This is a genomic window from Roseibium sp. (assembly GCF_051016195.1).
Taxonomy (GTDB): Bacteria; Pseudomonadota; Alphaproteobacteria; order Rhizobiales; family Stappiaceae; genus Roseibium.
The window spans coordinates 1,982,908-2,007,610 of record NZ_CP134616.1; the positions used below are offsets into that span (position 1 = coordinate 1,982,908).

Consider the following 24,703-nt stretch of genomic DNA (forward strand, 5'->3'; position numbering starts at 1 on the left):
TGAAGCTTTGCCATCGCTGCCTTTCAGGGCATGCGCCTCCCACTTGCCGTTCCTCCCCGAAAGGTGAACCCGGAATTGAATAGTCAATCTGCTGTTGTTCAGAATCGCAATCTCGGGATCGCGAGCGCCGTCGGGGTGCTTTTCATCTGGTCGGGCTTCATCGTGTTTTCGCGCGCAGGGGTCACGACGAGCCTCACGCCTGCGGATATAACCGGTCTCCGGTTCCTTGTGGCCGGATCGATCACGCTTCCCTTTGCGTTCAAATGGTGGTCGTGCAATCTGCCGATACATGCGATTGCGTTGATGTCGCTCTGCGGGCCGGGCGCCATCTATTCGATGCTGATGTACGCGGGACTGAGCGAGGCGTCCGTGGCCTATGCGGGCGTGTTCGCCAATGGTGCGCTTCCCGTATTCACGGCGGCGCTGGTCGCAGTCTTCGCGGCGAGTCTTCCGGACCGGTTGCAAGTGATCGGCATCGCTGTGATCGTTGCCGGGGCCGCGCTTCTGGGGAGTGCCGGGCTTCTTCAGGGCGGGAAGAACGTTGCCGTCGGTATTGGCCTGTTCCTGTCCGCTTCAGCGGTGCTTTCGATCTATATTTTCGGAGTGCGCCACTGGCAGATCACACCGCGGCAGGCCCTGGTGCTGGTCAATGTTCCGAACGCGCTTCTGTTCGTCCCGATCTGGCTGCTGTTTCTGCCATCCGGTCTCGCCGATGCAAGTCTTTCGAACATCGTTTTCCAAGCTGCGTATCAGGGCCTCGGGCCCGGTTTCGTGGCTGTGATCCTGTTCGCGCTGGCAGCAACGCATCTCGGGCCGACGGCGACGGCGGGTTTTTCGGCCGCCGTTCCGGCCTCCGCGGCCGTTCTGGCGATCCCCGTTCTCGGTGAAACGCCTGGGCTTCAGGAATGGATCGGGATCGGTATCGTCACGATCGGTCTCTCGTTGCTGATCGTGAAACGCGGTTAGGTCGCTTCGGCTTGAGACATCGTGCAGCCCGGCCTCAGCGGCGTTCGATCAGGTCCCACTTGTTGCCGAAGGGGTCGCGGAAGACGGCGACCTTGCCGTAAACCTCTTCGCGCGGGTTTTCCAGGAAGTCGACGCTGTTGGCCAGCATGCGTTTGTGGTCGCGGTCGAAATCATCGGTATGCAGGAACAGGAACACCCGTCCACCGGTCTGGTTGCCGATGGCGTTCGCCTGATGTTCATCGTCTGCCTGCGCAAGCAAGAGACGGGTTTCGTCGCTGCCTTTCGGGGCAACGAGCACCCAACGCCTGGTTTCCGACAGGTGCGTGTCCTCGATCAGGTCAAATCCGAGCTTGTCGACATAAAAGGCAATGGCGTCATCGTAGTCCGGAACAAGAAGGGCAATCGCGCCGATGGTCTGCTGCATCTGCTTACTGTGCCTTGCGATAGACGGACGTGTTGGTGAAGCTGGCGACATCGACAAGGTGAACGGTCTGCGTCACCGTCAGGGTGCGTCCGTCCTCGGAGAGTTCCCTGTCCGCTTTCATGATCGTCAGGCCGCCGCGCCGGGCTTCTGACACCAGATTTTTGTCGCCCTGGAACACAAGCCGCATCGCATCGACAAGCCCGCTCTTGCCGAGCTTGACTTCCGGGCCATCGGGGACGGCTTCGAACGTGTCGCTGCTTTCCTCACCTTCAGCGGAAATCTGGTTCATGGTGAAGGACACCATGCCGAAATTGTCCTCGATCCGGAGCGTGGCGCTTTGCGGCGGTTCGCCCTGGTCGTATTCGCTTTCGTCCGCGTCCAGGATCCAGGTGCCGAGGAATGGTGCGATTTTGTCGTCGATCATGTGAGCGTTCTTGGCCGTGAGTGAATGAGCGTCGGTGATGTTTTTTCCGGTGCAAACTTACCATCGTCTTCCCGGACGCAGCATAGCGGAGATCCGGGACCGGAGAGCTGAACACACCGGGCGCCCCGATCCCGGCTCGCGTTTCACTTGGCCGGGATGACAAAGAGAGGCGTTTCCAGCACTTCGACCGCCCACGGGATACCCGCAGGCGGTCCTCATTGCAATCTCGTCGTCGGATCAGGCGCTGAGCGCGTTCAGTTCCGCAACAATGATATCGCCCATTTCGGAGGTGGTGACGACCGTGTCGCCGTCCTTGGCAATGTCCTTGGTGCGAATGCCCTTTTCGAGTGCGGCCTCGATTGCCTTTTCGACCTTGTTCGCGGCTTCCACTTCCTCGAAGGAATAGCGCAGCGCCATCGCGAAGCTGGCGATCATGGCGATCGGGTTGGCAGCGCCGGTGCCGGCGATGTCGGGCGCAGAGCCGTGGACCGGTTCATAAAGCGCCTTGCGCTTGCCGGTGACCGAATCGGGTGCGCCGAGAGAGGCCGACGGCAGCATGCCGAGCGAACCGGTCAGCATGGCGGCCACGTCTGAGAGCATGTCACCGAACAGGTTGTCGGTGACGATCACGTCGAACTGCTTCGGCCAGCGGACGAGCTGCATGCCGCCGGCATCGGCCAGCATGTGGTCCAGTTCGACATCCTCGTAGCCGTTCTTGTGGGTGTCGGTGACAACCTCGTTCCACAGGACGCCGGATTTCATCACGTTCCGCTTTTCCATGGACGTGACCTTGTTGTTGCGCGTGCGGGCAAGCTCAAACGCAACCTTGGAAATGCGCTCGATCTCGTAGGTGTCGTAAACCTGGGTATCCACGCCGCGCTTCTGGCCGTTGCCGAGGTCGGTGATTTCCTTCGGCTCGCCGAAATAGACACCGCCGGTCAGTTCGCGAACGATCAGGATATCGAGACCTTCGACCACTTCGGGCTTCAAAGAAGAGGCGTCGGCGAGCGCGGGATAGCAGATCGCCGGGCGCAGGTTGGCGAAGAGTTCCATTTCCTTGCGCAGGCGGAGAAGGCCGGCTTCCGGACGTACGTCATAAGGAACCTTGTCCCATTTCGGACCGCCGACGGCCCCGAAGATCACGGCATCGGCTGCAAGCGCCTTGGCCATGTCCTCATCTGAAATTGCCTGACCGTGCTTGTCGTAGGCAGCACCGCCCACATGGCCCTCGGTTGTGTCGAAAGTCATGTCGGTGTTGGTGTTGAACCAGTCGATTACCTTTTCCACTTCCTTCATGATTTCGGCACCAATGCCGTCACCCGGCAGAAGCAGAAGACTGTGAGAAGCCATGGACGTTCCATCCCGCATTGTTGAAAACAGTTGCGCTCAGTTACCGCGTCGAGCCCCGTCTTTCAAGGCATGGCCAGTTGCGAATAACTCAAGCGAGGGCGCGCGAACGGTCAAGCGTCGCCGAATTCGGTCAGCTGCCGTCAGACCAGGCCGCGGGCTGCCTGCCAGAAGAGGTTGAGCGCGAGGGCGGTCATGACCCATTTGAAACCGGTCTTGAATGTCTTCTCATCCATCTTGCCGAGGAGACGGGAACCCGCCAGTGTCCCAAGAAATCCGCTGAAGATCATCAGCGCAATCAAGCCGGCCCAGGGCGCGAAGGCAAAGCCCAATGCCCCGAAAGCTAGGATCTTGAAGACGTGCATGACAAGGGCCGTGACGGCCTGGTTGGCGACATAACCGTGGCGGGTCAGGCCGAGCGTGGACAGCACCGCGCCCCCGATCGGGCCCGCCGCGCCGAAGAACATGGACAGAAACGTCGACGCGAATCCGGCAGCCGCCATGGCGCGTTTCTGGACCTTGTCGAATTTCGGCGGTTTGACCCAGATCACCCAGAGCACGAAACAGCCGATCCCGGCTCTTAGAATGGATGACGGCAATTCGACCGCGATCGCGCCGCCGAGCGCGGCTCCAAAGAGAGCGCCGATCGTGAACCAGGCGAAAATCGACCAGTCGACATGCTTCAGTTGGACGAGCGCGCGTCCGCCGTTGGAGCCGATCTGAACAGCGCCATGGACCGGCACCAGCGCGCTCGCGGGCATCAGGTTCGCCATGATCGCGATAAGGGCGATGCCGCCTCCCAGGCCGACGGCGGCGGTGAGGCCCGATGTGAAGAAGCTTGCGAGAATCAGTGTGGCGATTGAAAGGGAACCAAGCTCGTCGGGGAGCAGCGCTGCCAGGAATTCCATGGGGTCAGGACCACCTCGATCTTGCGTAGTTCAGAGCCTCGCGCACATCCAGTTGGCGGGTGGAGTTCCCGCTTCGAACGTAGAAGACCGAGGATTTGCCGTCTTCCATGTAAACGGCGCGGGGGGCGGGACGAATGATGATCATCGCGACATCCTTGCCGTCGACGCTCGCGAAAACCGTGTGAATGGAGGGGCAGAGGTCGCCGCCAAGGTTCTTCGAGACAATATCGTTGACGGTGCGCTCAAAGGCGTCGAGATCCGCGCTCTTGAGGGTGGAGAGGTCCTTTTCAAGCCCAAGCGCTTTTCCGTCATCATCCACGCCGACCAGAAGATAGCCGCCATCGGCGTTGAAGAAACCGGCGATGGTCTTGGCGATGACCTTTTCGAGCCCGCGATTGATGCGGTTTTCCCTCATGTCCCAACGCAGCGAGGATTTGAATTCGACGCCGTCCGTCTCGCCCTTTTGCATGATGCTCGGAATGTGCGCCGTCTGCTCCTGCCGCAGGGACCGGTAGGCCTGGGACGTGCGCATGTAGTTGCGGCTGAAGATGCCGAAGGCAAGCCCGACGACCCCGCCGAGCAGCGTGTAGGCGAAGGTGACATCGAGGTGGCGTGGCAACAACAGCAGCCAGAGCCGCGCAGACAGGAATTCAAGCAGATCGGGGGCCGTCTCGGAAAAGCGCGCAAGCTCCCACCAGACAACCACCAGGTTGAGCGGATGGATGACAAGAACACCAACAACCGCACCGACCAGCACGTAGGACGCGAGGAAGGGAAGCCTGAATTGTTGTGGTGTCATGTCGAAATGCCCAAAAGAAAACGCCGGCCGGAACCGGCGTCAGTCATATAGCGAATCCCGGCTGCCGTCATCCCGCAGATTAATGATCGCAACAAGTCTGCGCAAAGGGATCCGTTTGCTGCGGTCCCTTCTGTTTCTGACATGGAAGACCGGTCACGGCATGGATTGCAGGTTCAAGCCCTGCGATGACCGGGAGGGGGAAACTGGCCCTGCGGGAATTCTAGCGAATTGTCATGCCATGACTTGATCATGGCATCCATGCCGATCCGGGCCCGGCTGCTTAGGAAAGGCCATGGCATGGATTGCAGGGTCAAGCCCTGCAATGACCGGGAGGGGGAAACTGGCCCTGCGGAAATTCTAGCGAATTGTCATGCGATGTCCTGATCATGAAATCCATTCAGATGCCGGGCTTGTCGTTGAGGAGAGGCCACGGCATGGATTGCAGGGTCGAGCGCTGCAATGACCACGCGAGAGAAACTGGCACTGCGGAAATTCTAACGGATTGTCATGCCATGACTTGATCATGGCATCCATGCCGATACGGGGCCCGACTGTTGAGGAGAGGCCATGGGATGGATTGCAGGGTCAAGCCCTGCAATGACCGGGAGAGGGAAACTGGCCCGGATGCCCCGCGCATTGCATGCACGCGCGGGCAAAGTACAACGGGAAAACGGTCAGGCAGCCTTTGCAGGGAGGGCCGTTTCCACGAGTTTGACCCAGTAGGAACAGCCGACCGGAATGAGGTCGTCGTTGAAGTCATATTCGGGATGATGCAGGCCGGCAGTGTCGCCGTTGCCGGCAAAGATGAACGCGCCAGGCCGTTCCTCGAGCATGTAGGAAAAGTCCTCGCCGCCCATCATCGGTTCGATGCTCCGGTTGACCTTGCCGTCACCGGCAATGCCTTCTGCGATCTCCGCCGCGAAATCGGTCTGGTCGTCATGGTTCCGTGTCACGGGATAGCCACGCCGGAACTCCAGCTTTGCCGTGGCGTCAAAGGCCGCGGCGATCGATGTGACGATGTCGCCCATGCGCTTTTCCGCGAGGTCTCTCATGTCTGCGTTCAGGCTGCGGACCGTTCCGCGCAGAACCGCGTCCTGCGGGATCACGTTGAACGCACTGCCGGCGTTGAAAACGGTGACCGAAACCACGACGGAATCGAGCGGGTTGGCGTTCCGGCTGGCGATGGTCTGCAAGGCAGACACGATCTTGGAGCCGACAACCACCGGATCCACCGTCTGGTGCGGCTTCGCGGCATGGCCGCCCTTGCCTGTGACAGTGATCCGGAATTCGTCGGTTGCGGCCATGATCGGGCCCTTGCAGATCGCGAATTCGCCTACCGGCATTCCCGGATAATTGTGCATACCGTAGACCTCGTCCATCGGCCAGCGGGTCATCAGGCCATCGTCGATCATGGCCTTGGCTCCAGCGCCACCTTCCTCGGCGGGCTGGAAGATCACCACGACGGTGCCGTCGAAATTCCGTGTCTCGGAGAGGTACTTCGCCGCGCCGAGCAGCATGGCCGTGTGGCCGTCATGGCCGCAGGCGTGCATCTTTCCCGCAGCCTTCGAGGCGTAAGGCTTCCCGGTTTCCTCTTCGATCGGCAGGGCGTCCATGTCTGCGCGCAGTCCGACGGTCCTGCCGGCGCCGCCATTGCGGCCCTTGATCACGCCGACAACGCCGGTCTTGCCGATGCCGGTCGTGACCTCGTCCACTCCAAAACTTTCCAGAAGTTCGGCGACCTTGCCGGCGGTGCGCACGGTTTCATAGAGAATTTCCGGATTCTCGTGGAAGTCGCGGCGCCAGGCCGTGATCTCGTCAGCGAGGTCGGCAAGTCGGTTAACGATGGGCATGAGGGGCTCCTGGGAGGACTGCTTTGAACTCTTCGTGGAGCTAACCTATCGCAAGAACCGCAAAGGGGAAGGGTCGGACGGCAAAAACTTCTGTAGATCGCTGTGGGAAAAGGGTTCTCACGTTGAAACCACCCGCACGGCCGTCAGCTTTTTCCAACTCGAAAGACGGATGTTTTCTTTATTTCATTGTCTTCCAGGGCACCTACGACAGGGACTTTGTAAACGCTGAGTTCCGTGAGACGGCCGGTCGGCAGATAGGATCTTCCCGGGTCGCCGACCAGGACGTCGATGCCGGCATCGAGCAGACGGTCCAGAAAGCAAACAACGGCACCTGCCATCTGCCGGTCATAGAAAACATCTCCGCAAAAGACGACATCTGCCGAAGGCGTGGCCTGACTTGTCAAGTCGGCAATCTCGAGGTCGAGCCGGACACCGTTCAGCTCGGCGTTGAGACGGGCAGCCGCGATGGCGAAAGGGTCGATATCGACCCCGCGGCAGGAGTTCGCACCTGCCATCATCGCGGCTATTCCAACCAGTCCGGAACCGCAGGCGAAATCGAGCACGTCCTTTCCGGCCACGAGCGCAGGTGTATCCAGAATGTAGCGCGCCAGGCCCTGACCGCCCGCCCAGGCGAAGGCCCAGAACGGCGGATCGAGGCCGAGTTCGCCGAGATCCTCCTCCGTCTTCTGCCAGAGCTCCATGGCCTCGTCCGCAACGTGCAGCCTGATTTCCTCCGCATGCGGAACCGGTTTGACCGTGGTCTCCCGGCGTATGAAATCGGCTGGGTCATCAATGGGCGGCATGGATGTTACCGTTTCAGTTTTGCGTCAACTTTGTCTCACCCAACCCTCTCCCACGGGGAGAGCCGACCAAGCCGCGCGTATCGACCGTGTGCGCGTTCGCTCAGGCCGGATTCTTCAGCCCGCCCATCTCGCAGACAATTTTCCATTCGTCTTCGGTGACCGGCTGCACGGACAGGCGCGTGTTGGCGACGAGCGCCATTTTTTCAAGACGTGGTTCAGCTTTCACATCGGCAAGGGTGACCGGTTTCGGCATGCCGGAGACTGCCTTGAAATCCACGCATTCCCAACGAGGATCGTCGGTCGTGGTGTCCGGATGAATGTCGCTGCAGACCTCAACAACACCGACAACTTCCTTGCCGATGTTGGAGTGATAGAAAAACGCCTTGTCGCCGATCTCCATCGCGCGCATGTTGTTGCGTGCCTGGTAGTTCCTGATGCCGTCCCATTGCTCTCCGGCGTCGCCCTTGGCTTTCTGCTGATCCCATGACCATTTGTCGGGTTCGGACTTGATCAACCAGTACTGCACTTAACGGACCTCCGGATTCTTGATCACCCAGTTCCACGGGCGGATTTCGACGCTTTCGAAAAGGCCCGCGACGGCATAGGGGTCTTCCTGTGAGATGGCGAGGGCTTCATCCCTGTTCGCTGCCTCGATCACCACCAGGGAACCGGACATGTTGCCGTCGTCGTCGAGGAACGGGCCGGCTGCCTTGAGGCCATCGCCGAGACCCTTGAGAAAGGCGATATGGTTGTCGCGGTTGTCGAGACGTGTTTGCAGGGCACCGGGCTTGTCGGTGCATATCAGGGCATAGAGCATAGCTGAAGTTCCTGGTTGAAGAGGTTTTTTGCGAACCTGGGGTCCGTACCCTAGGGCCGGGCCGGCATAAACTCAATGCCGGATCACGCGTGTCAAAGGCTTTCCGTTTCCGCCTTGAGCGGGCGCGCCATCAGGGTGTTGAGCGCATCGTCTATTGAGAGGTCTTCATCTATCATCCGCGCGACCGTTTCACAGATCGGGACATCGATCTCGTGTTTCTGCGCCAGCTTCACCGCAACCCTTGCCGAATAGGCACCTTCCGCGAGTTTGCCGCCGGCGGCGATCAACTCCGATGCCATGAAGCCCTCGCCCAATCTCAGTCCGAATGAAAAGTTCCGGGACTGGGTCGACGAGCAGGTCAGCACGAGATCGCCGAGACCGGACAGGCCGGTCAGGGTCTCGCCCTGCGCACCCATGGCGGTGCCAAGGCGTGTCAGTTCGGCAAAGCCCCGTGCGGTCAGTGCAGCCTGGGCGCTTGCTCCCAGCTTCCTGCCAACGACAGCTCCGCAGGCAATGGCCAGAACGTTCTTCAGCGATCCGCCGATCTGGGCACCCAGGATGTCGATCGAGGCATAGGGCCGGAAACATGCGGACTGAAGCGCTTCGCAAAGGCTCAGGGCGGTCTTGGCCGAGTTCGCCGCCACCGTGACGGCGGTCGGCAAGCCGCGGGCGACATCGTCTGCAAAGCTCGGTCCGGAAAGGACGCCGGGTTCCACACCCGGCAGTTCCTCGTTCATGACCCGGGACAGAAGCTTGCCCGACGTCTGCTCGATGCCCTTGGCGCACAGGACGACAGGACCGTTGACGGTGCCTGTTTTCTTCAGGGCCGCCAGCACGCCGCGTGTCGTCTGCGCCGGCGTGACAAGCAGGATGGCGTCTGCGCCCGCGACGTCCTCCAGGGACTCCGTCGCATTGAGATCCTCGTCAAAGGTGATGCCGGGAAGGTAGCGTGCGTTTTGCCGCCGCGACCGGATCGTGGACACCGTCTCCGGATCCCTGGCCCAAAGCCGGACGTCGCGGCCGGCGCGAGCCGCTGTCAGGGCGAGGGCCGTGCCCCATGCGCCACCACCGATGACGCCGACTGTCTTAATGGCGCCCATTGCTCTGCCTTTCCATGCGCGACCGTAATGTCTCAAGCTGTGCTCCAAAGCCTTCGAAGAAACGGGCCTCGTGAGTCACATCACTTGCGAACAGGTCGATCCAGAACAGGCGAAACCGGATCGGCGGTCCGCCTGCGCTCGGAGAGGATTCGAAATGTTCCCACTCTTCGGCAGCCTTTTCCCGGACTATGCCGTGAAAATGCCGCCGCCGATGCAATCCATCGAGGCAATCGGGAACATTCTTAAGGATACGATCCTGGTCGGCGAACGATTCGAGCGCGATATCCAACGAAAGTCCGGTTTCTTCGCAAAACTCCCTGCGGGCCGCCTGCAAATAGCTTTCCCTGGGATCGAGGGTCCCGCCGGGGACCTGCAAACCGACATGCGGAAAATCGGGCTCTGAAAAGACGAGCAAGTCCGTGCCGCAAGTCAGGTAAACGTATGCCTTGTGGTAGACGTGCATGCCGCCGGAATCCTTTTGCGATGAAAGTGCTCTGCGGAACTTCTTCAAGACTGGTCAGTTTTTGAATGTTCGACCGGTAGCGGCCGGGCATCCGTTGATCTAACAGGCTCCCTGCACGTGCAAAAGGGCAAGTTTGTGTTCCGGGCAAGAATTCGCGGCGAAGCCGAAACGATCAAGCCTTTGCGCCTTTTTTGCCGGCACCCAGAACGCCGGCTCTTTCTGAATCCAGCGGCCAGCGGGGACGGGGAGACAGTTTCATGTCGTCGACAGGTCCGGTTTGCAGCCGCTCTATGCCCGCCCAGGCAATCATTGCGGCATTGTCGGTGCACAGCCGCATGGGCGGCGCGACACATCTTGCTCCCGCTTGTTCGGAGGCAACGGTGAGGGCCTTCCGGATTTCCTTGTTGGCAGCAACGCCGCCGGCGACAACGATGACCGGAGCCACGCCGGGGTGACGGGCGCGGAAGAGATCGAGTGCCGCTTTCGTCCGCGCGGCAAGGACATCCGCGACTGCAAGCTGGAACGCTGCACACAGATCTGCAACCGTCTGGTCGTCCACCGGTTCGAGCTTCTTGGCCCGGGTTCGCAGCGCGGTCTTCAAACCGGCAAAGGACATGTCCAGACCGGGTCTGTCGAGCAGCGGGCGCGGCATGCGGAAACGGTCAGGATCGCCTTTCGCGGCCATTTTTTCGACATGCGGACCGCCCGGATAGGGAAGGCCGAGCAGTTTTGCGGTCTTGTCGAAGGCCTCGCCGATGGCATCGTCGATCGTCGTGCCGAGCCGTTCATAGTCTCCGACACCGCGCACAAGCAGAAACTGGCTGTGGCCGCCGGAGACCAGCAACAACAGAAACGGGAAATCCAGGTCGTCCGTGAGCCGTGCCGTGAGCGCGTGCCCTTCCAGATGGTTGACGCCGATGAGGGTCTTTCCCGCCGCCATTGCGATGGCCTTGGCGGTCATGAAGCCGACGATCACACCGCCGATGAGACCAGGTCCCGCCGTGGCCGCGACCGCGTCTATGTCGTCCCAGGTGCAGCCGGCCTCACGCATGGCTTCCGCGACGATCCGGTCGAGAATCTCGATGTGCGCGCGCGCCGCAATTTCGGGTACGACACCGCCGAACTCCGTGTGTTCGTCGATCTGCGAGCGAATGGTGTTGGACAGGATCTCCCTGGGCAGCGGACCGCGGACAACGGCTGCGGCCGTTTCGTCACAGCTGGTTTCGATGCCCAGGACGGTCAGATTCGTCGCATTGCTATTTGAATTGACTGAAGTCATTGGTTTAGTGTTCACGGCCTGTGCTAGGACAGGGGCGGAAAAATTCATCCCGCGTCCAGCTGAATTCTGCCGGGCGTAACATCTGGACGGTTAAACTTGCAATCAAATCCTTTGCGAATCGGAACCCGGGGCAGTGCGCTCGCACTGGCACAGGCCCATGAAACCCGAGACCGGCTCATGGCCGTGCACGGGCTAGGGGAATATGCTTTCGAAATCGTTGTGATCAAGACATCCGGCGACCGGATTCAGGACAGGCCGCTCTCTGAAGTGGGCGGCAAGGGGCTGTTCACAAAGGAGATCGAAGAGGCCTTGCTCGATCAACGCATCGACATCGCCGTGCATTCCTCCAAGGATATGCCGACAGTGCTTCCGGACGGCCTCGCCCTGACCGCTTTCCTGCCGCGCGAGGATGTGAGGGATGCCTTTCTATCGCCGAAAGCGAAATCGCTCCAAGACCTGCCGCATGGCGCGGTCGTCGGGTCGAGCTCGCTGCGCCGTCAGGCCATGATCAAGCGGCTGAGACCCGACATCGACGTGGTGATGTATCGCGGAAATCTGCAAACCCGCCTTAAGAAACTCGCCGATGGCGCGGTCGATGCAACGCTTCTCGCAGCGGCCGGTTTGAAGCGGCTGGGGCTGGAGGCTGAAATCACCAGCATGCTTGACATCGACGATTTCCTGCCAGCGGTCGGGCAGGGGGCCATCTGCATCGAGAGCCGGGAAAACGACGCGGCAACACTTGAGAAGCTGGCTCCGATCCATGATCCGGAAACGCAAGTCCGGCTTGATGCCGAACGCGCCTTTCTCGGTGTTCTGGACGGGTCCTGCCGGACGCCGATCGGCGGTCTTGCAACGACTTCGGCCGGAAGTCTCCAGTTCAGGGGCATCGTGCTCAAGCCGGACGGCAGTGCATTCCACGAGGCGGAAGAAAGCGGGCCGGTGGCAGATGCGGCCTCCATAGGGATTTCGGCCGGCGAAGCGCTCAAAGAGCGTATGGGGCCCGGTTTCCTATCAGGTCACTGAACAAATGCACTTCCTGGTGACACGGCCGCAGCCCGAGTGCAGACGGACAGCTGATCTGATCAGGGCGGCCGGCCACATCGCCGACGAAGCGCCCCTTCTGGAGTTCAGGGCCGAGACGCCGGCACAGCTGGATCTGAAGGCTGTTTCCGCGTTGGTCTTCACCAGCCGCCGGGCGGTGGATGCGCTTGCCGGGCATCAGCAGCTGGAGCAATTGCGCGCCTGTCCGGTTTTCACGGTTGGCGATGCGACGGCGGCCGCATGCCGTGAAGCCGGTTTCAGCGACGTCCTTTCGGCATCCGGCGATGTCTCTGTGCTCGGCCAATTGCTGGTTTCAAAACGCGGGATGTTCGACCGTGGCAACGCCCTTTATCTTGCCGCGCGGGACAGGAGCGGAGACATTGAGGCTCTTCTGCGTGAAAACGGCATTGGCGGTGAAACTGTCACTGTTTACCGGATGGCAGCTGTCGGATCGTTTGCGGACGATGTCCGCGATACACTTTGCCGCAGGGGCTACGATGGCGTTCTCATCTACTCCCGTCGGACGGCGGAGACGCTGCTGCAGCTGCTTAAATCGAGCTGTCCCGATCATATTTTTTCCGGGTTGCGCGTCTATGCGATCTCGCAACAGGCGGCGGAGCCCTTATCTGGGTATATGAGCGTTGAAGCGGCTGACGCGCCGAGTGAAAAGGCATTATTGGAACTGGTTTTAGGAGCGTGTTAACCAGATCCGGTCGAGTCGTTGTTTTGCAGCGCGAAAAAGTCTGTGCCGAGGCAGTTCCGCTTCGTCATCAGGTGTGTATAGTGTGACCGGAAGGTTCAGGAGGAGAGCGGATGGCGACGGACAACAAATCTTCTGGCGGTGCATCCTCATCAGGCGGAAGCGGATCCGGTTCCGCCGACAAGCCCGGCACTGGCGACAAGCCATCGACAGGCTCGGGAGCCGGCGCGAAGCGGCCGGTAACGATCGACCTCAAGGCTGAAAAAGTGAACGAAAAATCCGGAAGCACGGGCACCGGGTCGTCGACTTCCGGCGTTCCCAAGACCGGCGCTGCCGCATCGGCAGGCACAAAGCCGGCCGACACGAAACCCGAGAGTTCAAAGACCACCGGCGCAAAGCCGGGTGCAGCGGGCGCAACCGCCTCGACAGCAGGGAAATCGGGAACCGGCACGGCTGCCTCCTCCGCCGCGTCGGCATCTTCCACCGGACCATCTTCAGCAGCCAGGACCTCGAGTGCCGGCGCCTCCGCGCCAACCGGAACAGGCAAGCCGTCTCCATCGGCCTCTTCTTCCACTTCAGCTGCGTCACGCACGGCGAAACCAGGACCGGGTGGCTCCGCGTCAACGGCTTCGGGTTCCAGCACCTCGGCAAGGTCGACGGCACCGTCTTCTACCGCAAAACCCTCCGGGTCGTCGTTCTCGAACCCGCCAGCGCCCGAGGCGAGTGGCGGCGTGGGTGCGTTCGGTGTTCTGATCGCGGCTGTGATCGGCGGGATCATCGTGCTTGGCGGCGGATTTGGTCTTCATCAGGCCGGGATCCTGAAGCTCACGCCGGAACAGGATCAGCAAGTTACCAACGCCCTGTCAGCTGCAGAGAAAAAGATTGCGGATCTTGAGCAGCAACTCGGCGATCTCAGCACAAGCGCGACAGAGCAATCGGCTGGCCAGGCGCTTGCTGCCCTTGAGACCAAGGTGTCTGCTCTGGAAAGCACAGTGGAAAGTGCCGCTGCTTCTGCTTCTTCGGACGTGACGCCGGCGCTCGACGCCCTGAAACAGGACTTTGAGAGCCTGCGCAGCGAAGTTGCGTCTGCCGGTGGTGCAGCGGCGGGAAGTGCTTCCGTGGATCTGAAACCGCTGGAAAGCAGGTTGGACGCACTTGAAAGTGCATCGGGGCAGCAGGCGTCCGTCGATCTGAGCCCGTTGCAAGACCGCCTTTCCAAACTTGAGACCGAAGCAGCGGCAACAACGGGGGAAGCCGACAAGCTGACGGGTTCGGTCTCCGGGCTCGAAACGGAGATTGGCGGCCTGAAGACGCAGTTTGCGGATGTCGAAAACCGTCTTCAGAACGCGGAGGCGACCGCCAAGGCAGCGCAGACCGCCGTCTCCACGTCGGACGTGTCTCTCAAGACACTCGCCGACAGCCAGGCGCGCGCGACCGAGACGCTGTCCAGCCTGTCATCGGACATCAGTTCGGTCGGAGCGGCAAACACGGCCGCGCTGGAGACAATCCGGGCGGAGCTGGACGCTCTTTCGAAGCGGCTGCAGCAGGTCGAAGGGACCATGGGTGACGCGACAGCACGTGAAGTGGCCGCCCGGGCCCTGTCGGTCTCTGCGCTCAAGTCGGCGGTCGATTCCGGCCGGCCCTATGAAACCGAACTCGCGGCGGTCAAGGCCGGACTGCCTGCAGATATCGACGTGAAGGCGCTCGAGTCGCACGCCAAGACCGGCGTTGAGCCCGTATCCGTTCTGATTGCCCAATTCCCGCCGGTTGCCCGAAACATCTATAAGACCTTCGCTGAACCGGATCACTCGGACGACGTTCTCGACAGCCTTTTGGCAAGTGCCAGATCGATCGTCGCCGTGCGCGGTCCCGGCGACGCGGACGGTACAGGGCCGGAAGCGGCCTTGCGGCGGATGGAAAATGCTGTTTCCAATGGCGACCTTTCAGGGGCGATCGCGGCCTACCAGGACCTTCCCGATGCCGCCAAGGCGGCCGGTAGCGAGTGGGTCGCCCGTGCCGAGGCCCGTGTCCAGGTGGACGGGCTGACGGAAAAGGCTTCACAGGAAGTGCTGAATGCGCTTGCTGCGAAAGACAGTTAAGCGGCGACCGCTGGCCGGCCGTCCGTACAGGTGTTGTTTTGAGCCGGATTCGCCCGGCGACGCTTGGGAGCGAACTATATGATCCGCGTGTTTTTGTTCTTCCTCCTGCTGTTCGGCCTGGCAGCCGGTTTCGCCTGGATGGCGGACCTGCCCGGGACCATCTCAATCAGTTGGAACGGATATGTCTGGGAACAGCCGCCGGTCGTCGTTGCGCTTGTTGCCGGTGTCGCGCTGGTTGCTTTTCTTCTGGTCGTCTTGGTGATCCGGACGATCCTTCAGTCGCCGCAGATCGCAGGCAGGTTCTTCCGCCGGCGCCGCAAGGACAAGGGCTACACGGCGCTGTCCCACGGCCTGATCGCGCTTGGCACCGGCAACGCAAAGCTTGCAAGGCGTTACGGACTGGACGCAGACAAGCTGTTGCCCGAAGAACCTGCGGCCAAGCTACTTCTTGCCCAGACTGCACAGCTTGCCGGCAAGGATGACGAGGCGCGCCAGCGTTTCGAGGCGATGCTGGATGAACCGGAAACCAAGGCACTCGGACTTCACGGCCTGTTCGTAGAGGCGGAACGTCAAGGGGAGCCGGTCGCCGCCCGCCATTACGCGGAAGAAGCGGCTAAAACCTCGCCGGGCCTGGAGTGGGCCGGCAAGGCCGTTCTCGGCTATCAGGCTGTTTCCCATCACTGGGATGAAGCTCTCAAAACGCTGGAAAGCAACTACGCTGCCAAGCTTGTCGACAAGAAGAGTTATCGCCGTCAGCGGGCCGTTATCCTGACGGCGCTGGCGCAGAAGCTCGAAGGCGGCGAACCGGAGCGGGCGTTCTCGCTGGCAAAGGAGGCCCATGGCCTGGCGCTCGATCTCGTGCCCGCCGCCGTTTTGACGTCGCGTCTTGCGACGCGCCGGGGTGATATCCGCAAGGCAGCGAAGGTGCTGGAAGCGACCTGGCGTTTGTCGCCTCACCCGGAGCTTGCAGAGACATACGCGCATGTGCGCACGGGCGATTCGGCCGTCGACAGGCTGAAACGCGTGAAGTCCCTGTCGGCGCAGCGCACCAATACGCCGGAAGGCGCTTTGGCGATTGCGCGCGCCGCCATCGAGGCACGGGAATTCGAGGACGCGCGGGCGCAGCTGAAAAAAGTCCTGCAGTCCGAACCGACACGGTCGGCCTTCCTGCTCATGGCTGAGGTTGAAGAGGCCGAACATGGTGACCGGGGCCGCATGCGGGACTGGCTGGCACGCGCGCTCAAAGCGCCTCAGGACAAGGCCTGGGTCGCCGACGGAATTGTTTCTGCGGACTGGCAGCCGGTTTCACCGGTGACCGGCAAACTGGACGCTTTCCAATGGACGTCGCCCGGCGGCGCGATCGAGGAAGAGGGTGAGCTTATCGAAGACAGTCTCTTCGAAGCGCCGGCTCTTCCGGCGGTCGCACCTGCAGCCGAGGCTGCTCCTGCACAGCCGGCCGAACCGGCCGTGGCAGAAAATGATGCAGAAGCCGGTGAAACGCCGGCCGCCGACGCGCCCAAGACCGTGGAGCTCAAGGCGGAACCCGCAGCCGAGCCGTCATCGCCGGATCCGGCAGTTGCCGAAGCCGCCAAAACGGCGCCCGCAGCAGCAGCCGTGGATGCCAACGCAAAGCATGGCTTCGAAGGCACAACGGACGATGTTCGCTACAGTCCATCGATGAGCAATCTGCCGGACGCAGCGCCGAAGGCTGACGCCGGAAAACCGGAGGCGGCAGAACCGGCAAAGCCGGACGAAGCTGTGTCCAAATCCGAATCGCCGCCGAAAGCCGTCGATGGCGCTGATACCGCCAAGGCGGATTCGGATGGCGGTGATGCCGGCAAGGACACGGACAAGACGGAAGCGACGGCAGAAGCGGACGCCGGAAACGCGAAGCCTGACGGCGAGAAAAAGGCGGAGGCCGGCGCAGCGGAAACGCCGGAGGAAACGAACGGGCCGATCCAGTTTCCGCTGAAGCGCATGCCCGACGACCCGGGTACGGATGATAACGACAAGGACACCACCGGCAAGGCTGCGCGTCCGCGTTTCTTCAACTGAGGTTGCCGTTGTTCCCTGTCCTCACGCGGCACGAACGGCAACCTTTGCTGACAATATCGGATGTCGTGCCAAGAACCTGCCAGATGCCTCTTGCATCTGGCCTCAAGCTCCGGTAATTAGCGGCCCACCCGATCTTCATCGGGTCCGCGCGCACCGCGCGCGCCAGCCCCGGCACCGGGGAATCGCCGCTGTAGCTCAGTTGGTAGAGCACGTCATTCGTAATGATGGGGTCGTAGGTTCGAGTCCTATCAGCGGCACCACTCTTAGACATTGATTTAATTGTCTATTTTACTCTCCCTGCACCATAGAATTCCGATTGTACAAAGCTGCTTGGCACACTCTTGGCACAGCAGGTTAAATCATGGCATCGATCAGGAAACGCTCTGGCAAATATCACGTTCAGGTCAGGCGGCAAGGATTTCCGACAAGGACAAAGAGCTTTCTCCAGCATAAGGACGCAAAGGAATGGGCTCGACAGAGGGAGCTTGAAGCAGACCGAGGAGAACTGAAAAGCTCAAAGTCAGACCTAAGGAAATATACCTTAGTTGATATTGTGTCTCGGTATTTAGATGAAGTAGTCCCACTCAAAAAGCAGTCAGTTGAAACCTATTTCCTGAGTGCGTTTCTGAGGCACCCAATCTGTTCCAAACGTCTTGATCAACTGACTTCAGCTGACTTTGCTGCCTACCGTGACGAACGGTTGAGATCGATTGCTCCTATCAGTCTAAAGCGACAACTGGCTCCCATCAGTCACGCCTTTGAAATCGCTAAAACAGAGTGGGGTATTCCGATCCAAGAGAACCCTGTCGAAAAGTTGAGACTGAAGGCTCGGGACAACAGGCGGGAACGCAGGCTAAAGGAAGGAGAATACGAAAAGCTTCTCCAGGCAGCCAGAACAAGGCAGAATCCCCTGATCGAGAAAGTCGTCATATTCGCAATAGAAACGGGTATGAGAAGGGGTGAGATCCTTGGGCTGTATCGGGACCAAGTGGACCTTAAACGGCGTTCAGTAACCATTATAGAGTCAAAGAACGGCTATTCACGGACCATTCCCCTTACACCGGGAGCTCTTGCACTCCTGCAAGGAATGGATAGCGAGGTAGAGAAGGTTTTCCCGCTTACCGCCAATGCTTTAAGGATGGCTTGGGAGAGAATGTTGGTGAGGACAGATATTGAAGACCTTCACTTCCATGATCTGAGACATGAGGCGATTAGCAGGTTCTTTGAAATGGGCCTAACAGTTCCGGAAGTGGCTTCGATTTCAGATCACCGGGACATGAAGATGCTAATGCGGTATGCCCACGCTGACAACACAAGGTTAGCAAAGAAGCTGGAAGCTGCGGAATGATGGGCACGTAGGACGGCATGGACGGTTTCAGACACTAGGCTCTCGAAGCACAGCTTTGTTTACCAAGTTTTTGCAGGTTAGACGGATTGGACAAAAAATTCTTGGGCTATCACCGGACGCTTCCATCGGTAGTAAACCGGCGTCTAAAAAAGCGCGAAGTCGGCACCGCTTCAAGTCTTTGCTTCTAGCTGTCAATGGTAGAGTGGCTCACTTGGGTTGGTAACAGGCGCGGATTTCGAGAGACTTAAAGTTTGAACAAATCAAATTGCAGACTGAACCCCGCAATCGAATACGAACTGACTAAGATAAAATCGCAATAGCACAAAGCAGAATAGCGTAATTGTGAAGCTTTTACTTGGGCGCAATTTGAACGATTTTTGTTCTTGGGGGGAATAAAAATACAGGACTGACTTGTACTTCATCAGTAAAATCACCAGCCTCATACCTCCTTACCGTAAAGAGTTCTACGTCCTTTCGATAGGTGTATGAGCACTCACGATTCCAAGTGTTTGTTACTTCCACCAGCTTATGGTTTTGTGGCAATGGCGTTGTCCAGTGATTCTTAACTGACTCAATAAGCGATTCAGTGACTGTTCTTGCATAGTTTTCAGCGCTGTAAGAATGTGGCTCCAAAATGTAGCTAATGTTTTCACAAAGTTGATAGTATGCTAAATCTAAATCAAAACCATCAGGCGCAGTCAGGTTATGTGGATATATATATATGCCCCAAAGAAATGACTTGTGTAAATCATCAATGTAAAAGAATTGATCGGGTTCAGTTTTTAGCATTTGGGCGATTAGGCTGGTGGGAATTATAGGATATGCGAAGCTAGATACTGGATATGCTGATCCCGAGACTATATCGGCAATATCTTGTAGCGTCGCAGAATGTGCGGCTTCGACAAAAGCAAAAGGCACGTTTTGTGTACCATCTAATTCTATGCCGAGGCTCGGAGCGTGAAATCCAAGCCGCCCTAAGGGGTGAAGCATTCGAAAGGTTTGAATGTATTCCCATTCACCGATCGTGCCGTGCATAAAAGCAATGGCACACGCCGAAAGACATCTTGCATTTTCTGGGACAAATGTGCCGAAAAAATTCGAACGAAAAAGCGCGCCTATCTTCAAACCTTCCCTCAGGTTTCCACCTTCACTATCTAAGCAAAATAAAAAATTGAGTTCATCGTGATTTTGCTTTGGAATTCTGTCAATTAGTTCAGAAAGCTTTCGCGAGTCGCCAGGAACGATTTCACCTCGCATTATATGGGTGCACTGTCCGCTCTTCAGTTTATCCGAATGAAGCGCAACATTTGATAGTTCAATGAACTCTGCGGATAGTCCAGTCGCCGGTCGTAATACAATGGAAAAGAACAGCACGTAGCCAATAAGAAAAATCAGCTTTGTATTGCAACTATTGTATTCATGAAGCATCAGTCACAGTCCTCTTCTTTGAAGAACTTCAAACCTGATGCAAGTTGTGGAACGTTGGCTTCTTCAATGAGGTCGAGAAAGTACTGCGAGAAGACGCAGTGAATGGCAGTAGCGTCCTCGGATATTAGTTCACGCATCAAATTCTCATCACAAAGCTCCGACTTAACGCAGCGATGGGCGGAGTTGAAGAAGCTTGCCACGGTTAATAGCGCAGAATCCAATTCTTGTTCGGAAATACTATCTGGGACTTTAGCTTTGCCGATGTAGGTCGCAAGATCTGTTGAACCAAGTTTTGCAGGCTTAACTTCTTCTTGATATGACCTAATTGCTCTATACAAATTCTTCTTTGGCTCGTGCAGTCCCTCAGAAAAGTAGTTTAATGCCAATTCCATAGTGAATTGCCGTTGTTGCTTTGTTGTTTCGTTGAGATAAGCAATAACCGCCAAAGAAACTGACATAGAAATAACAACAGCTGATACAATTTCAGCGGCTGCAGCCGCATTATGCAATTTAGTCACAAGATAGCTTCCGCGGTATTTTCACTAAACCAGATTCATCTGGATTTAGCGAGACTGTGGCAAGGCAAGGCAACTCAGACTTATTGAAGATTAGGACGCTGTTGCCTTTTCCTACTGTATTGATGCCTGTTGCCTTAGTTGTCGCAGAGATCCCCGCCGCAATATCTTCGTCGGGGCAATTTCCGACAATTATCACGACAGGGTCGTGTGGTTGCTGAACGTAATTGTCTATATTTTTCTGGATGCACTCTGCATATACTTGTTCGATCAACCAAAAATCCTGATCTTCACTTCTTGAGTCCACAGTACAAAAAAACAGGAGAAAAAAACAAACAAAGCTTCTGAGCAAGATAAAAAACTCCCCCAACAGCGACCAATGATTGCAGTGTAGTGGTTATCTAGTTTTTGAGCAATGCTTCCAACTTTTTTAGTTTGACCCAGCCCCCTGATCCGGACCGTTCAAGCGTAGAATCTGTCCACAATGCGTTTCGTTTCGTCGGCAGTCAACAAGACGAGACCATAGGTGTTTTCTGATAAAGTCTGTAATTTCTTTTTCGGACTTCCCCTCGCCGATGCGACGGATATCCTCGACCCGGTCTTTATTTGTAAGCATTGGAATTTTCCTATCTTGGTTTTAGGGTGGGTGATATTTTTCTAGGCAGCCGCAGATTTGCGGTCGCCAATGTGTTGACCTTTTCAAGGCACGGAGAGTTTCGTACCGATGTTGAAACGGATCTGGCATAAGTTTTGGACGCTGCTGAATGAAGAAAATTCTTTCAGGGCAATAGTTTTCCTTACCGGTATTTTCGGATCTATTGTCGTAACAGTCGTGGGTGGAGCGTGGGTTGCATTCACTTGGTACTATGAAAAGATCGGACGCACTGACGTAGGCCGAAACGAGGTTCCTGTGTCGAACGACCAGGCTCTTGAAGATGGGGGCTCCGGGGCGAGTAACTCAAGCGAACACCCTTCGGCGGCGCTTGAATCGCATGGTGCACCTCAATTCTCAGAACCTCCGGTGGAGGAGCCAATTCGGGATCCTTTGCAGGAACTCAAGTTTTTCGTTGTGCCGTCTCAGCTCATTCGAGAAGACACATTCAAGGATGCAAGTATGAGCACGAGAGATGATGAAGTTACTCTTGCTTCAGAGCCCGCTTGGGACGAAAGTCGAGAAGTATTCAGGATGGGTTTTTTAAGTAAAATTGATGGAGATTTGACATGGGAGCAAGAAGAATTAATAATAAATAATTTCTCAGTCTGGTTAGGAGACAATAATTTCGATGTTATAATCCAATCAATGCCCTTTTTTGATACTGAAGGAAGGGTTGACTTTGATGTTGAAGCTAAAAGCATCAACGGCCGCTCAACGAACTACGTTTTCAAGGGGAAGCCAAGTGATGGGTCAAAGATTTTCTCTTTATTTGTGGCACAATCGTGCACTGATTTAGTCGACGATCGGAGACCAGGTGAATGGATGCCTGAGTTTGTAGCTGGGGCAGAGTTCGGTCAAATAACGGCGAGAATTGCTGCATTCAAGTGTCGCCCATGAACACGGCCTCGCCGAACGGGGCTCCAAGTACCCTCCGACGTCAGCCGGATATGCACACGCTGACACAACAATGTTGGCAAAGAAGCTTGAAGCAGCAGAATAATGGAACACTAAGGACGGCATGGACGGCTGCAGGAGCGCAGCAATAGGCTCTTGGTCCGATGCAATCAACATACTACCTGATCAGCCGTCGAACCTCTGCAAACGTCGCTTGAGTGTTCTGTCTCATCACTTGCTGATTATAGGCCATTCCACCGGTATGATATGTCGCCAGTACCCTGCAAGGAACACTCAGAAACCTTAGTGCCTTGAGCGCCTTGTCCCCGCATAACACCACGACCTGCAAATTCGGGAACAGCTCAATGAACTCCTGTGTCAAAGGTGCTGATTTCATTATGTCGTCTGAAGAAGCGTTCTTGTTCTTGGTTGTGCTGGACACGCAGTAGGGAACGACATTCCAGAGCATCACTTCTGATCGATCAAGACCAGCCTCCGCTAAGGACCTCTTCATATTCCTTGCAGATGGATCAGGGTTGTCACAGGAGATAAATCTGGTTCCTACAGCCTTCGGACCGGGAGACTCAAGAAGGAAGAGGGCTTTGGCATTTACTCCACCGTCATTGGGGTCTGGATTTGGAACATCGTATCCAACGTTACGCCACTTGGAGATCAGTTCCATCAAGGGAGCCATGTGAGGCTTGGAAAGCAGTGCCAATCTAGGGTCGGACATCTTTGATTTCTCCAGCGTGCTTAAAAAAATACTCTTGAACCGCGGAAATGACAGGAGCAATTCCCCTCTTCCACCACAGAACGAATTATGGTCTTCTGAAAAACAAATCAGCAACTTAGTGTGCCCGTCATGCCTTATGCACCTCCCACAGTTCTCTCACTGAACCACTGCAAGTGGATCCGGAGGGAATTGATGCTCGATGCGAGTAGGTTCTACCCCTTCGTAAATGACATGGCTTCAGAATTTCTGGAAGCAGCGGGAATGACGCAGAGGAAGGACAACATCAGTCGAGCAAAGTTCGCCGTGGCAATCGTATTTGGGAACCTCTACAAGAACCACCTTATAGACCCTAACCTCTATACAGCGATCCCCCTATCGAATAGGGCTAATGACTCTAGTGAATACAATCCTATTGGTCTAGCTAGAAACTCTCTTCGAGGACTTATCCATTTCCTCAGGGACAATGACCCTCCTTATATCGAGACTGACGGTGGGAATATAGCTCGACAAAGTGGGGCAATCTCAGGTGTTTCTACCCGGTGTCTACCAACAGAACGTCTCATTAATGAGTTAGAGGATTGGATTACGAGGGAAGACATAGTGAGTGAAAGTGCCAGTGGTAGCAAGAAACCACAAGCACCCACCCCGCCCATTACTAGGACCACTTTAGAGAATCTTGATCCACTTGGAATCACCATAGGTTCCTTCTTCGTAGTAGCACCTATCCCTTTGATTCGAATGAGAGAAAAGAAAATCGAGGGAAAGAAGAAGAGCATTCCCACACCCGATACTGATGAAGCCATTGAAATGGCAAACCGACTGACTCGATTCAACAATTTCCTCGATGACCATTGGATCGATCTATGTGTCCCTGATGCCGATTTCCGTCTGGCCTTCGAAAACCAGAACACTGCCGATACCGAGTATTTGGAAAGGGACCAAGAGACGCGTGTCGCAGACCTTGACCACGGCAGACGACTTCACAGGGTCTTTAACAATGGGACCTTCGAGGATGGCGGTCGGTTCTACGGTGGGTGGTGGCAGCAGGTCCGAAGCGGATACCGGAAGTTCTTGACGATCAATTGGCATTCAACCTCGGAAATCGACTACTCCGGAATGCATCCCACCATGCTCTACGCTTGGGAGGGCTTAGAAATGCCAGAAGACCCTTATCTGCTGGATGGTCTTCCAGAAGAGTGCGAGAAACTAGCGAAGGTCACCTTCCTCAAGATGATAAACGCCACCGATCGAATGCAAGATGACGTCACGGACCTCCTTCCTGACGATTGGGACTTTCAACGTTTGCAAGAGACATTGGAACAGAAGCATCAACCAATAGCCCACTATTTGAAGTCAGGAATTGGCGTCAAACTCCAGAAAACTGACTCAGAAATCGCTGAGGCTGTGATGCTGAGGTTGATGGATGAAGACGATGAGCTTGTCCTACCAGTCCACGACAGTTTCATCATTCGCTCTGGTCACGAAGATCGTTTGAAGGAGGTGATGTTAGATGCGTACGCCTCGCGCATGGGAACTTCCATTGGCCTGAAAACAGCTTCAAACTGGTTGCACGAGATAATCGGCCCAATGGACATCGACCTGCACAACCATGGAGTGATCGATATGTCAGACACATATGCCAATCTTGTAAATCATCCGGACTATGCCCGATTCAACAATCGTAGGAAGGAATTTCTTGAGAAAAAAGGGGAAGAATGGGGGCAAAGACCAGGCGTCTTTGTTGGATAGGGTCTAGGATTCAAATAAACGCCCACTGAGAGACATTCCCAGAAACTGGGTGGGAACTGCAGTCCAAGAGGCGAAACGAAGTGTACGGCTAATTATATGAATCTATTGAGTTATCGCCCCTTCGATTGAAATATTGCTGCAAACGGGTGGTCGGTGAGTAGGACCAGTGTTCAAAATCAAATCCAAATTTATTTGGCCGCATGAAGGCAGGGTTGAGCTGTGTGACAGAGGGAAAATTCGATTCCCTGTGGTGCCTACAAAGACTCCTGGCGTCTATTGTTTGCTTTTGAATGATTAGGCTTATGT

The 24,703-nt window shown here is 56.9% G+C and carries 24 protein-coding genes and 1 tRNA gene; 9 read left to right on the forward strand and 16 right to left on the reverse strand.

The features are described 5' to 3' along the window. Positions 1-75: 75 nt before the first annotated feature. Positions 76-966, forward strand: a complete 891-nt coding sequence (locus tag RDA78_RS09205) for a DMT family transporter (RefSeq protein WP_434055022.1) — start codon at positions 76-78, stop codon at positions 964-966. A 34-nt stretch (positions 967-1,000) separates the two neighbouring features. Here the strand turns inward: RDA78_RS09205 and RDA78_RS09210 are convergent, their stop codons facing one another. The 12 genes from RDA78_RS09210 to tsaD all read right to left on the reverse strand — a co-directional run bounded on the left by RDA78_RS09210 (position 1,001) and on the right by tsaD (position 11,144). Continuing rightward, positions 1,001-1,390, reverse strand: coding sequence for a VOC family protein (locus RDA78_RS09210; RefSeq protein WP_434055023.1), 390 nt, complete (start codon positions 1,388-1,390; stop codon positions 1,001-1,003). Positions 1,391-1,394: 4 nt separating this feature from the next. Beyond that, complete coding sequence (locus tag RDA78_RS09215; RefSeq protein ID WP_434055024.1) at positions 1,395-1,814, reverse strand: hypothetical protein; 420 nt, start codon at positions 1,812-1,814, stop codon at positions 1,395-1,397. A gap of 237 nt (positions 1,815-2,051) precedes the next feature. Next, positions 2,052-3,164 (reverse strand): 3-isopropylmalate dehydrogenase, encoded by a 1,113-nt coding sequence (leuB, locus tag RDA78_RS09220; protein WP_434055025.1) that lies wholly within the window; start codon positions 3,162-3,164, stop codon positions 2,052-2,054. A gap of 140 nt (positions 3,165-3,304) precedes the next feature. Further along, a complete protein-coding gene (locus RDA78_RS09225; RefSeq protein WP_434055026.1) occupies positions 3,305-4,069 on the reverse strand; it encodes a sulfite exporter TauE/SafE family protein in 765 nt (254 codons plus the stop codon). Positions 4,070-4,073: 4 nt separating this feature from the next. Continuing rightward, positions 4,074-4,868 carry an AlbA family DNA-binding domain-containing protein gene (locus tag RDA78_RS09230; RefSeq protein ID WP_434055027.1) on the reverse strand — a complete coding sequence of 265 codons (795 nt, stop codon included), beginning with the start codon at positions 4,866-4,868 and terminating at the stop codon, positions 4,074-4,076. Positions 4,869-5,542: 674 nt separating this feature from the next. After that, positions 5,543-6,718: a M20 aminoacylase family protein gene (locus RDA78_RS09235; protein ID WP_434055028.1), complete on the reverse strand. Its 1,176-nt coding sequence runs from the start codon at positions 6,716-6,718 to the stop codon at positions 5,543-5,545. Between the two features lie 143 nt (positions 6,719-6,861). Further along, positions 6,862-7,521 (reverse strand): class I SAM-dependent methyltransferase, encoded by a 660-nt coding sequence (locus tag RDA78_RS09240; RefSeq protein WP_434055029.1) that lies wholly within the window; start codon positions 7,519-7,521, stop codon positions 6,862-6,864. 100 nt (positions 7,522-7,621) lie between these two features. Then, entirely contained in the window at positions 7,622-8,047 is a 426-nt protein-coding gene (locus RDA78_RS09245; protein ID WP_434055030.1) for an EVE domain-containing protein, read from the reverse strand. After that, positions 8,048-8,338, reverse strand: coding sequence for a YciI-like protein (locus RDA78_RS09250; protein ID WP_434055031.1), 291 nt, complete (start codon positions 8,336-8,338; stop codon positions 8,048-8,050). 92 nt (positions 8,339-8,430) lie between these two features. Further along, positions 8,431-9,438 carry an NAD(P)H-dependent glycerol-3-phosphate dehydrogenase gene (locus RDA78_RS09255; protein WP_434055032.1) on the reverse strand — a complete coding sequence of 336 codons (1,008 nt, stop codon included), beginning with the start codon at positions 9,436-9,438 and terminating at the stop codon, positions 8,431-8,433. Continuing rightward, the gene (locus RDA78_RS09260; protein ID WP_434055033.1) at positions 9,425-9,901 is read right to left on the reverse strand and encodes an NUDIX hydrolase; all 477 of its coding nucleotides are present in this window, start codon (positions 9,899-9,901) and stop codon (positions 9,425-9,427) included. Before RDA78_RS09260 ends, RDA78_RS09255 begins: the two co-directional genes overlap by 14 nt. 172 nt (positions 9,902-10,073) lie before the next feature. Continuing rightward, positions 10,074-11,144 (reverse strand): tRNA (adenosine(37)-N6)-threonylcarbamoyltransferase complex transferase subunit TsaD, encoded by a 1,071-nt coding sequence (gene tsaD / locus RDA78_RS09265; RefSeq protein ID WP_434056127.1) that lies wholly within the window; start codon positions 11,142-11,144, stop codon positions 10,074-10,076. 132 nt (positions 11,145-11,276) lie between these two features. Here tsaD and hemC point away from each other — a divergent pair, with 132 nt between their 5' ends. Both hemC and RDA78_RS09275 read left to right on the forward strand, forming a co-directional pair. Then, the gene (hemC, locus tag RDA78_RS09270; RefSeq protein WP_434055034.1) at positions 11,277-12,203 is read left to right on the forward strand and encodes a hydroxymethylbilane synthase; all 927 of its coding nucleotides are present in this window, start codon (positions 11,277-11,279) and stop codon (positions 12,201-12,203) included. 4 nt (positions 12,204-12,207) lie between these two features. Next, complete coding sequence (locus RDA78_RS09275) at positions 12,208-12,924, forward strand: uroporphyrinogen-III synthase (RefSeq protein ID WP_434055035.1); 717 nt, start codon at positions 12,208-12,210, stop codon at positions 12,922-12,924. Between the two features lie 67 nt (positions 12,925-12,991). On the opposite strand, the gene RDA78_RS09280 is transcribed toward RDA78_RS09275, so the two are convergent. Continuing rightward, the gene (locus RDA78_RS09280) at positions 12,992-13,699 is read right to left on the reverse strand and encodes a hypothetical protein (RefSeq protein WP_434055036.1); all 708 of its coding nucleotides are present in this window, start codon (positions 13,697-13,699) and stop codon (positions 12,992-12,994) included. Between RDA78_RS09280 and RDA78_RS09285 the strand changes: the two genes are divergently transcribed. The 4 genes from RDA78_RS09285 (at position 13,653) to RDA78_RS09300 (ending at position 18,423) form a co-directional block, all read left to right on the forward strand. Next, on the forward strand, positions 13,653-15,020 hold the full coding sequence (locus RDA78_RS09285; protein ID WP_434055037.1) for a COG4223 family protein: 1,368 nt from the start codon (positions 13,653-13,655) through the stop codon (positions 15,018-15,020). The genes RDA78_RS09280 and RDA78_RS09285 overlap by 47 nt on opposite strands. Before the next feature lie 78 nt (positions 15,021-15,098). Continuing rightward, the gene (locus RDA78_RS09290) at positions 15,099-17,075 is read left to right on the forward strand and encodes a heme biosynthesis protein HemY (RefSeq protein WP_434055038.1); all 1,977 of its coding nucleotides are present in this window, start codon (positions 15,099-15,101) and stop codon (positions 17,073-17,075) included. A gap of 184 nt (positions 17,076-17,259) precedes the next feature. Further along, positions 17,260-17,335 (forward strand) — tRNA-Thr (locus RDA78_RS09295). Between the two features lie 101 nt (positions 17,336-17,436). Continuing rightward, positions 17,437-18,423: a site-specific integrase gene (locus tag RDA78_RS09300; RefSeq protein WP_434055039.1), complete on the forward strand. Its 987-nt coding sequence runs from the start codon at positions 17,437-17,439 to the stop codon at positions 18,421-18,423. A 351-nt stretch (positions 18,424-18,774) separates the two neighbouring features. On the opposite strand, the gene RDA78_RS09305 is transcribed toward RDA78_RS09300, so the two are convergent. Continuing rightward, complete coding sequence (locus tag RDA78_RS09305; protein ID WP_434055040.1) at positions 18,775-19,851, reverse strand: hypothetical protein; 1,077 nt, start codon at positions 19,849-19,851, stop codon at positions 18,775-18,777. Beyond that, on the reverse strand, positions 19,851-20,369 hold the full coding sequence (locus tag RDA78_RS09310; RefSeq protein ID WP_434055041.1) for a hypothetical protein: 519 nt from the start codon (positions 20,367-20,369) through the stop codon (positions 19,851-19,853). The genes RDA78_RS09305 and RDA78_RS09310 overlap by 1 nt, the downstream gene beginning before the upstream one ends. Before the next feature lie 721 nt (positions 20,370-21,090). On the opposite strand from RDA78_RS09310, the gene RDA78_RS09315 reads away from it, so the two are divergent. After that, positions 21,091-21,918: a hypothetical protein gene (locus RDA78_RS09315; protein WP_434055042.1), complete on the forward strand. Its 828-nt coding sequence runs from the start codon at positions 21,091-21,093 to the stop codon at positions 21,916-21,918. A 175-nt stretch (positions 21,919-22,093) separates the two neighbouring features. On the opposite strand, the gene RDA78_RS09320 is transcribed toward RDA78_RS09315, so the two are convergent. Then, complete coding sequence (locus RDA78_RS09320; RefSeq protein WP_434055043.1) at positions 22,094-22,648, reverse strand: uracil-DNA glycosylase; 555 nt, start codon at positions 22,646-22,648, stop codon at positions 22,094-22,096. Positions 22,649-23,248: 600 nt separating this feature from the next. Between RDA78_RS09320 and RDA78_RS09325 the strand changes: the two genes are divergently transcribed. Further along, positions 23,249-24,397: a hypothetical protein gene (locus RDA78_RS09325; RefSeq protein WP_434055044.1), complete on the forward strand. Its 1,149-nt coding sequence runs from the start codon at positions 23,249-23,251 to the stop codon at positions 24,395-24,397. Positions 24,398-24,703: the final 306 nt, after the last annotated feature.

Bases quoted from the DNA above. Each gene is read 5' to 3' on its own strand.
- RDA78_RS09210 (WP_434055023.1), bottom strand. From the start codon at position 1,390: ATGCAGCAGACCATCGGCGCGATTGCCCTTCTTGTTCCGGACTACGAT.
- RDA78_RS09215 (WP_434055024.1), bottom strand. From the start codon at position 1,814: ATGATCGACGACAAAATCGCACCATTCCTCGGCACCTGGATCCTGGAC.
- leuB (WP_434055025.1), bottom strand. From the start codon at position 3,164: ATGGCTTCTCACAGTCTTCTGCTTCTGCCGGGTGACGGCATTGGTGCC.
- RDA78_RS09225 (WP_434055026.1), bottom strand. From the start codon at position 4,069: ATGGAATTCCTGGCAGCGCTGCTCCCCGACGAGCTTGGTTCCCTTTCA.
- RDA78_RS09230 (WP_434055027.1), bottom strand. From the start codon at position 4,868: ATGACACCACAACAATTCAGGCTTCCCTTCCTCGCGTCCTACGTGCTG.
- RDA78_RS09235 (WP_434055028.1), bottom strand. From the start codon at position 6,718: ATGCCCATCGTTAACCGACTTGCCGACCTCGCTGACGAGATCACGGCC.
- RDA78_RS09240 (WP_434055029.1), bottom strand. From the start codon at position 7,521: ATGCCGCCCATTGATGACCCAGCCGATTTCATACGCCGGGAGACCACG.
- RDA78_RS09250 (WP_434055031.1), bottom strand. From the start codon at position 8,338: ATGCTCTATGCCCTGATATGCACCGACAAGCCCGGTGCCCTGCAAACA.
- RDA78_RS09255 (WP_434055032.1), bottom strand. From the start codon at position 9,438: ATGGGCGCCATTAAGACAGTCGGCGTCATCGGTGGTGGCGCATGGGGC.
- RDA78_RS09260 (WP_434055033.1), bottom strand. From the start codon at position 9,901: ATGCACGTCTACCACAAGGCATACGTTTACCTGACTTGCGGCACGGAC.
- RDA78_RS09275 (WP_434055035.1), top strand. From the start codon at position 12,208: ATGCACTTCCTGGTGACACGGCCGCAGCCCGAGTGCAGACGGACAGCT.
- RDA78_RS09280 (WP_434055036.1), bottom strand. From the start codon at position 13,699: ATGATCCCGCCGATCACAGCCGCGATCAGAACACCGAACGCACCCACG.
- RDA78_RS09290 (WP_434055038.1), top strand. From the start codon at position 15,099: ATGATCCGCGTGTTTTTGTTCTTCCTCCTGCTGTTCGGCCTGGCAGCC.
- RDA78_RS09300 (WP_434055039.1), top strand. From the start codon at position 17,437: ATGGCATCGATCAGGAAACGCTCTGGCAAATATCACGTTCAGGTCAGG.
- RDA78_RS09305 (WP_434055040.1), bottom strand. From the start codon at position 19,851: ATGCTTCATGAATACAATAGTTGCAATACAAAGCTGATTTTTCTTATT.
- RDA78_RS09315 (WP_434055042.1), top strand. From the start codon at position 21,091: ATGTTGAAACGGATCTGGCATAAGTTTTGGACGCTGCTGAATGAAGAA.
- RDA78_RS09320 (WP_434055043.1), bottom strand. From the start codon at position 22,648: ATGTCCGACCCTAGATTGGCACTGCTTTCCAAGCCTCACATGGCTCCC.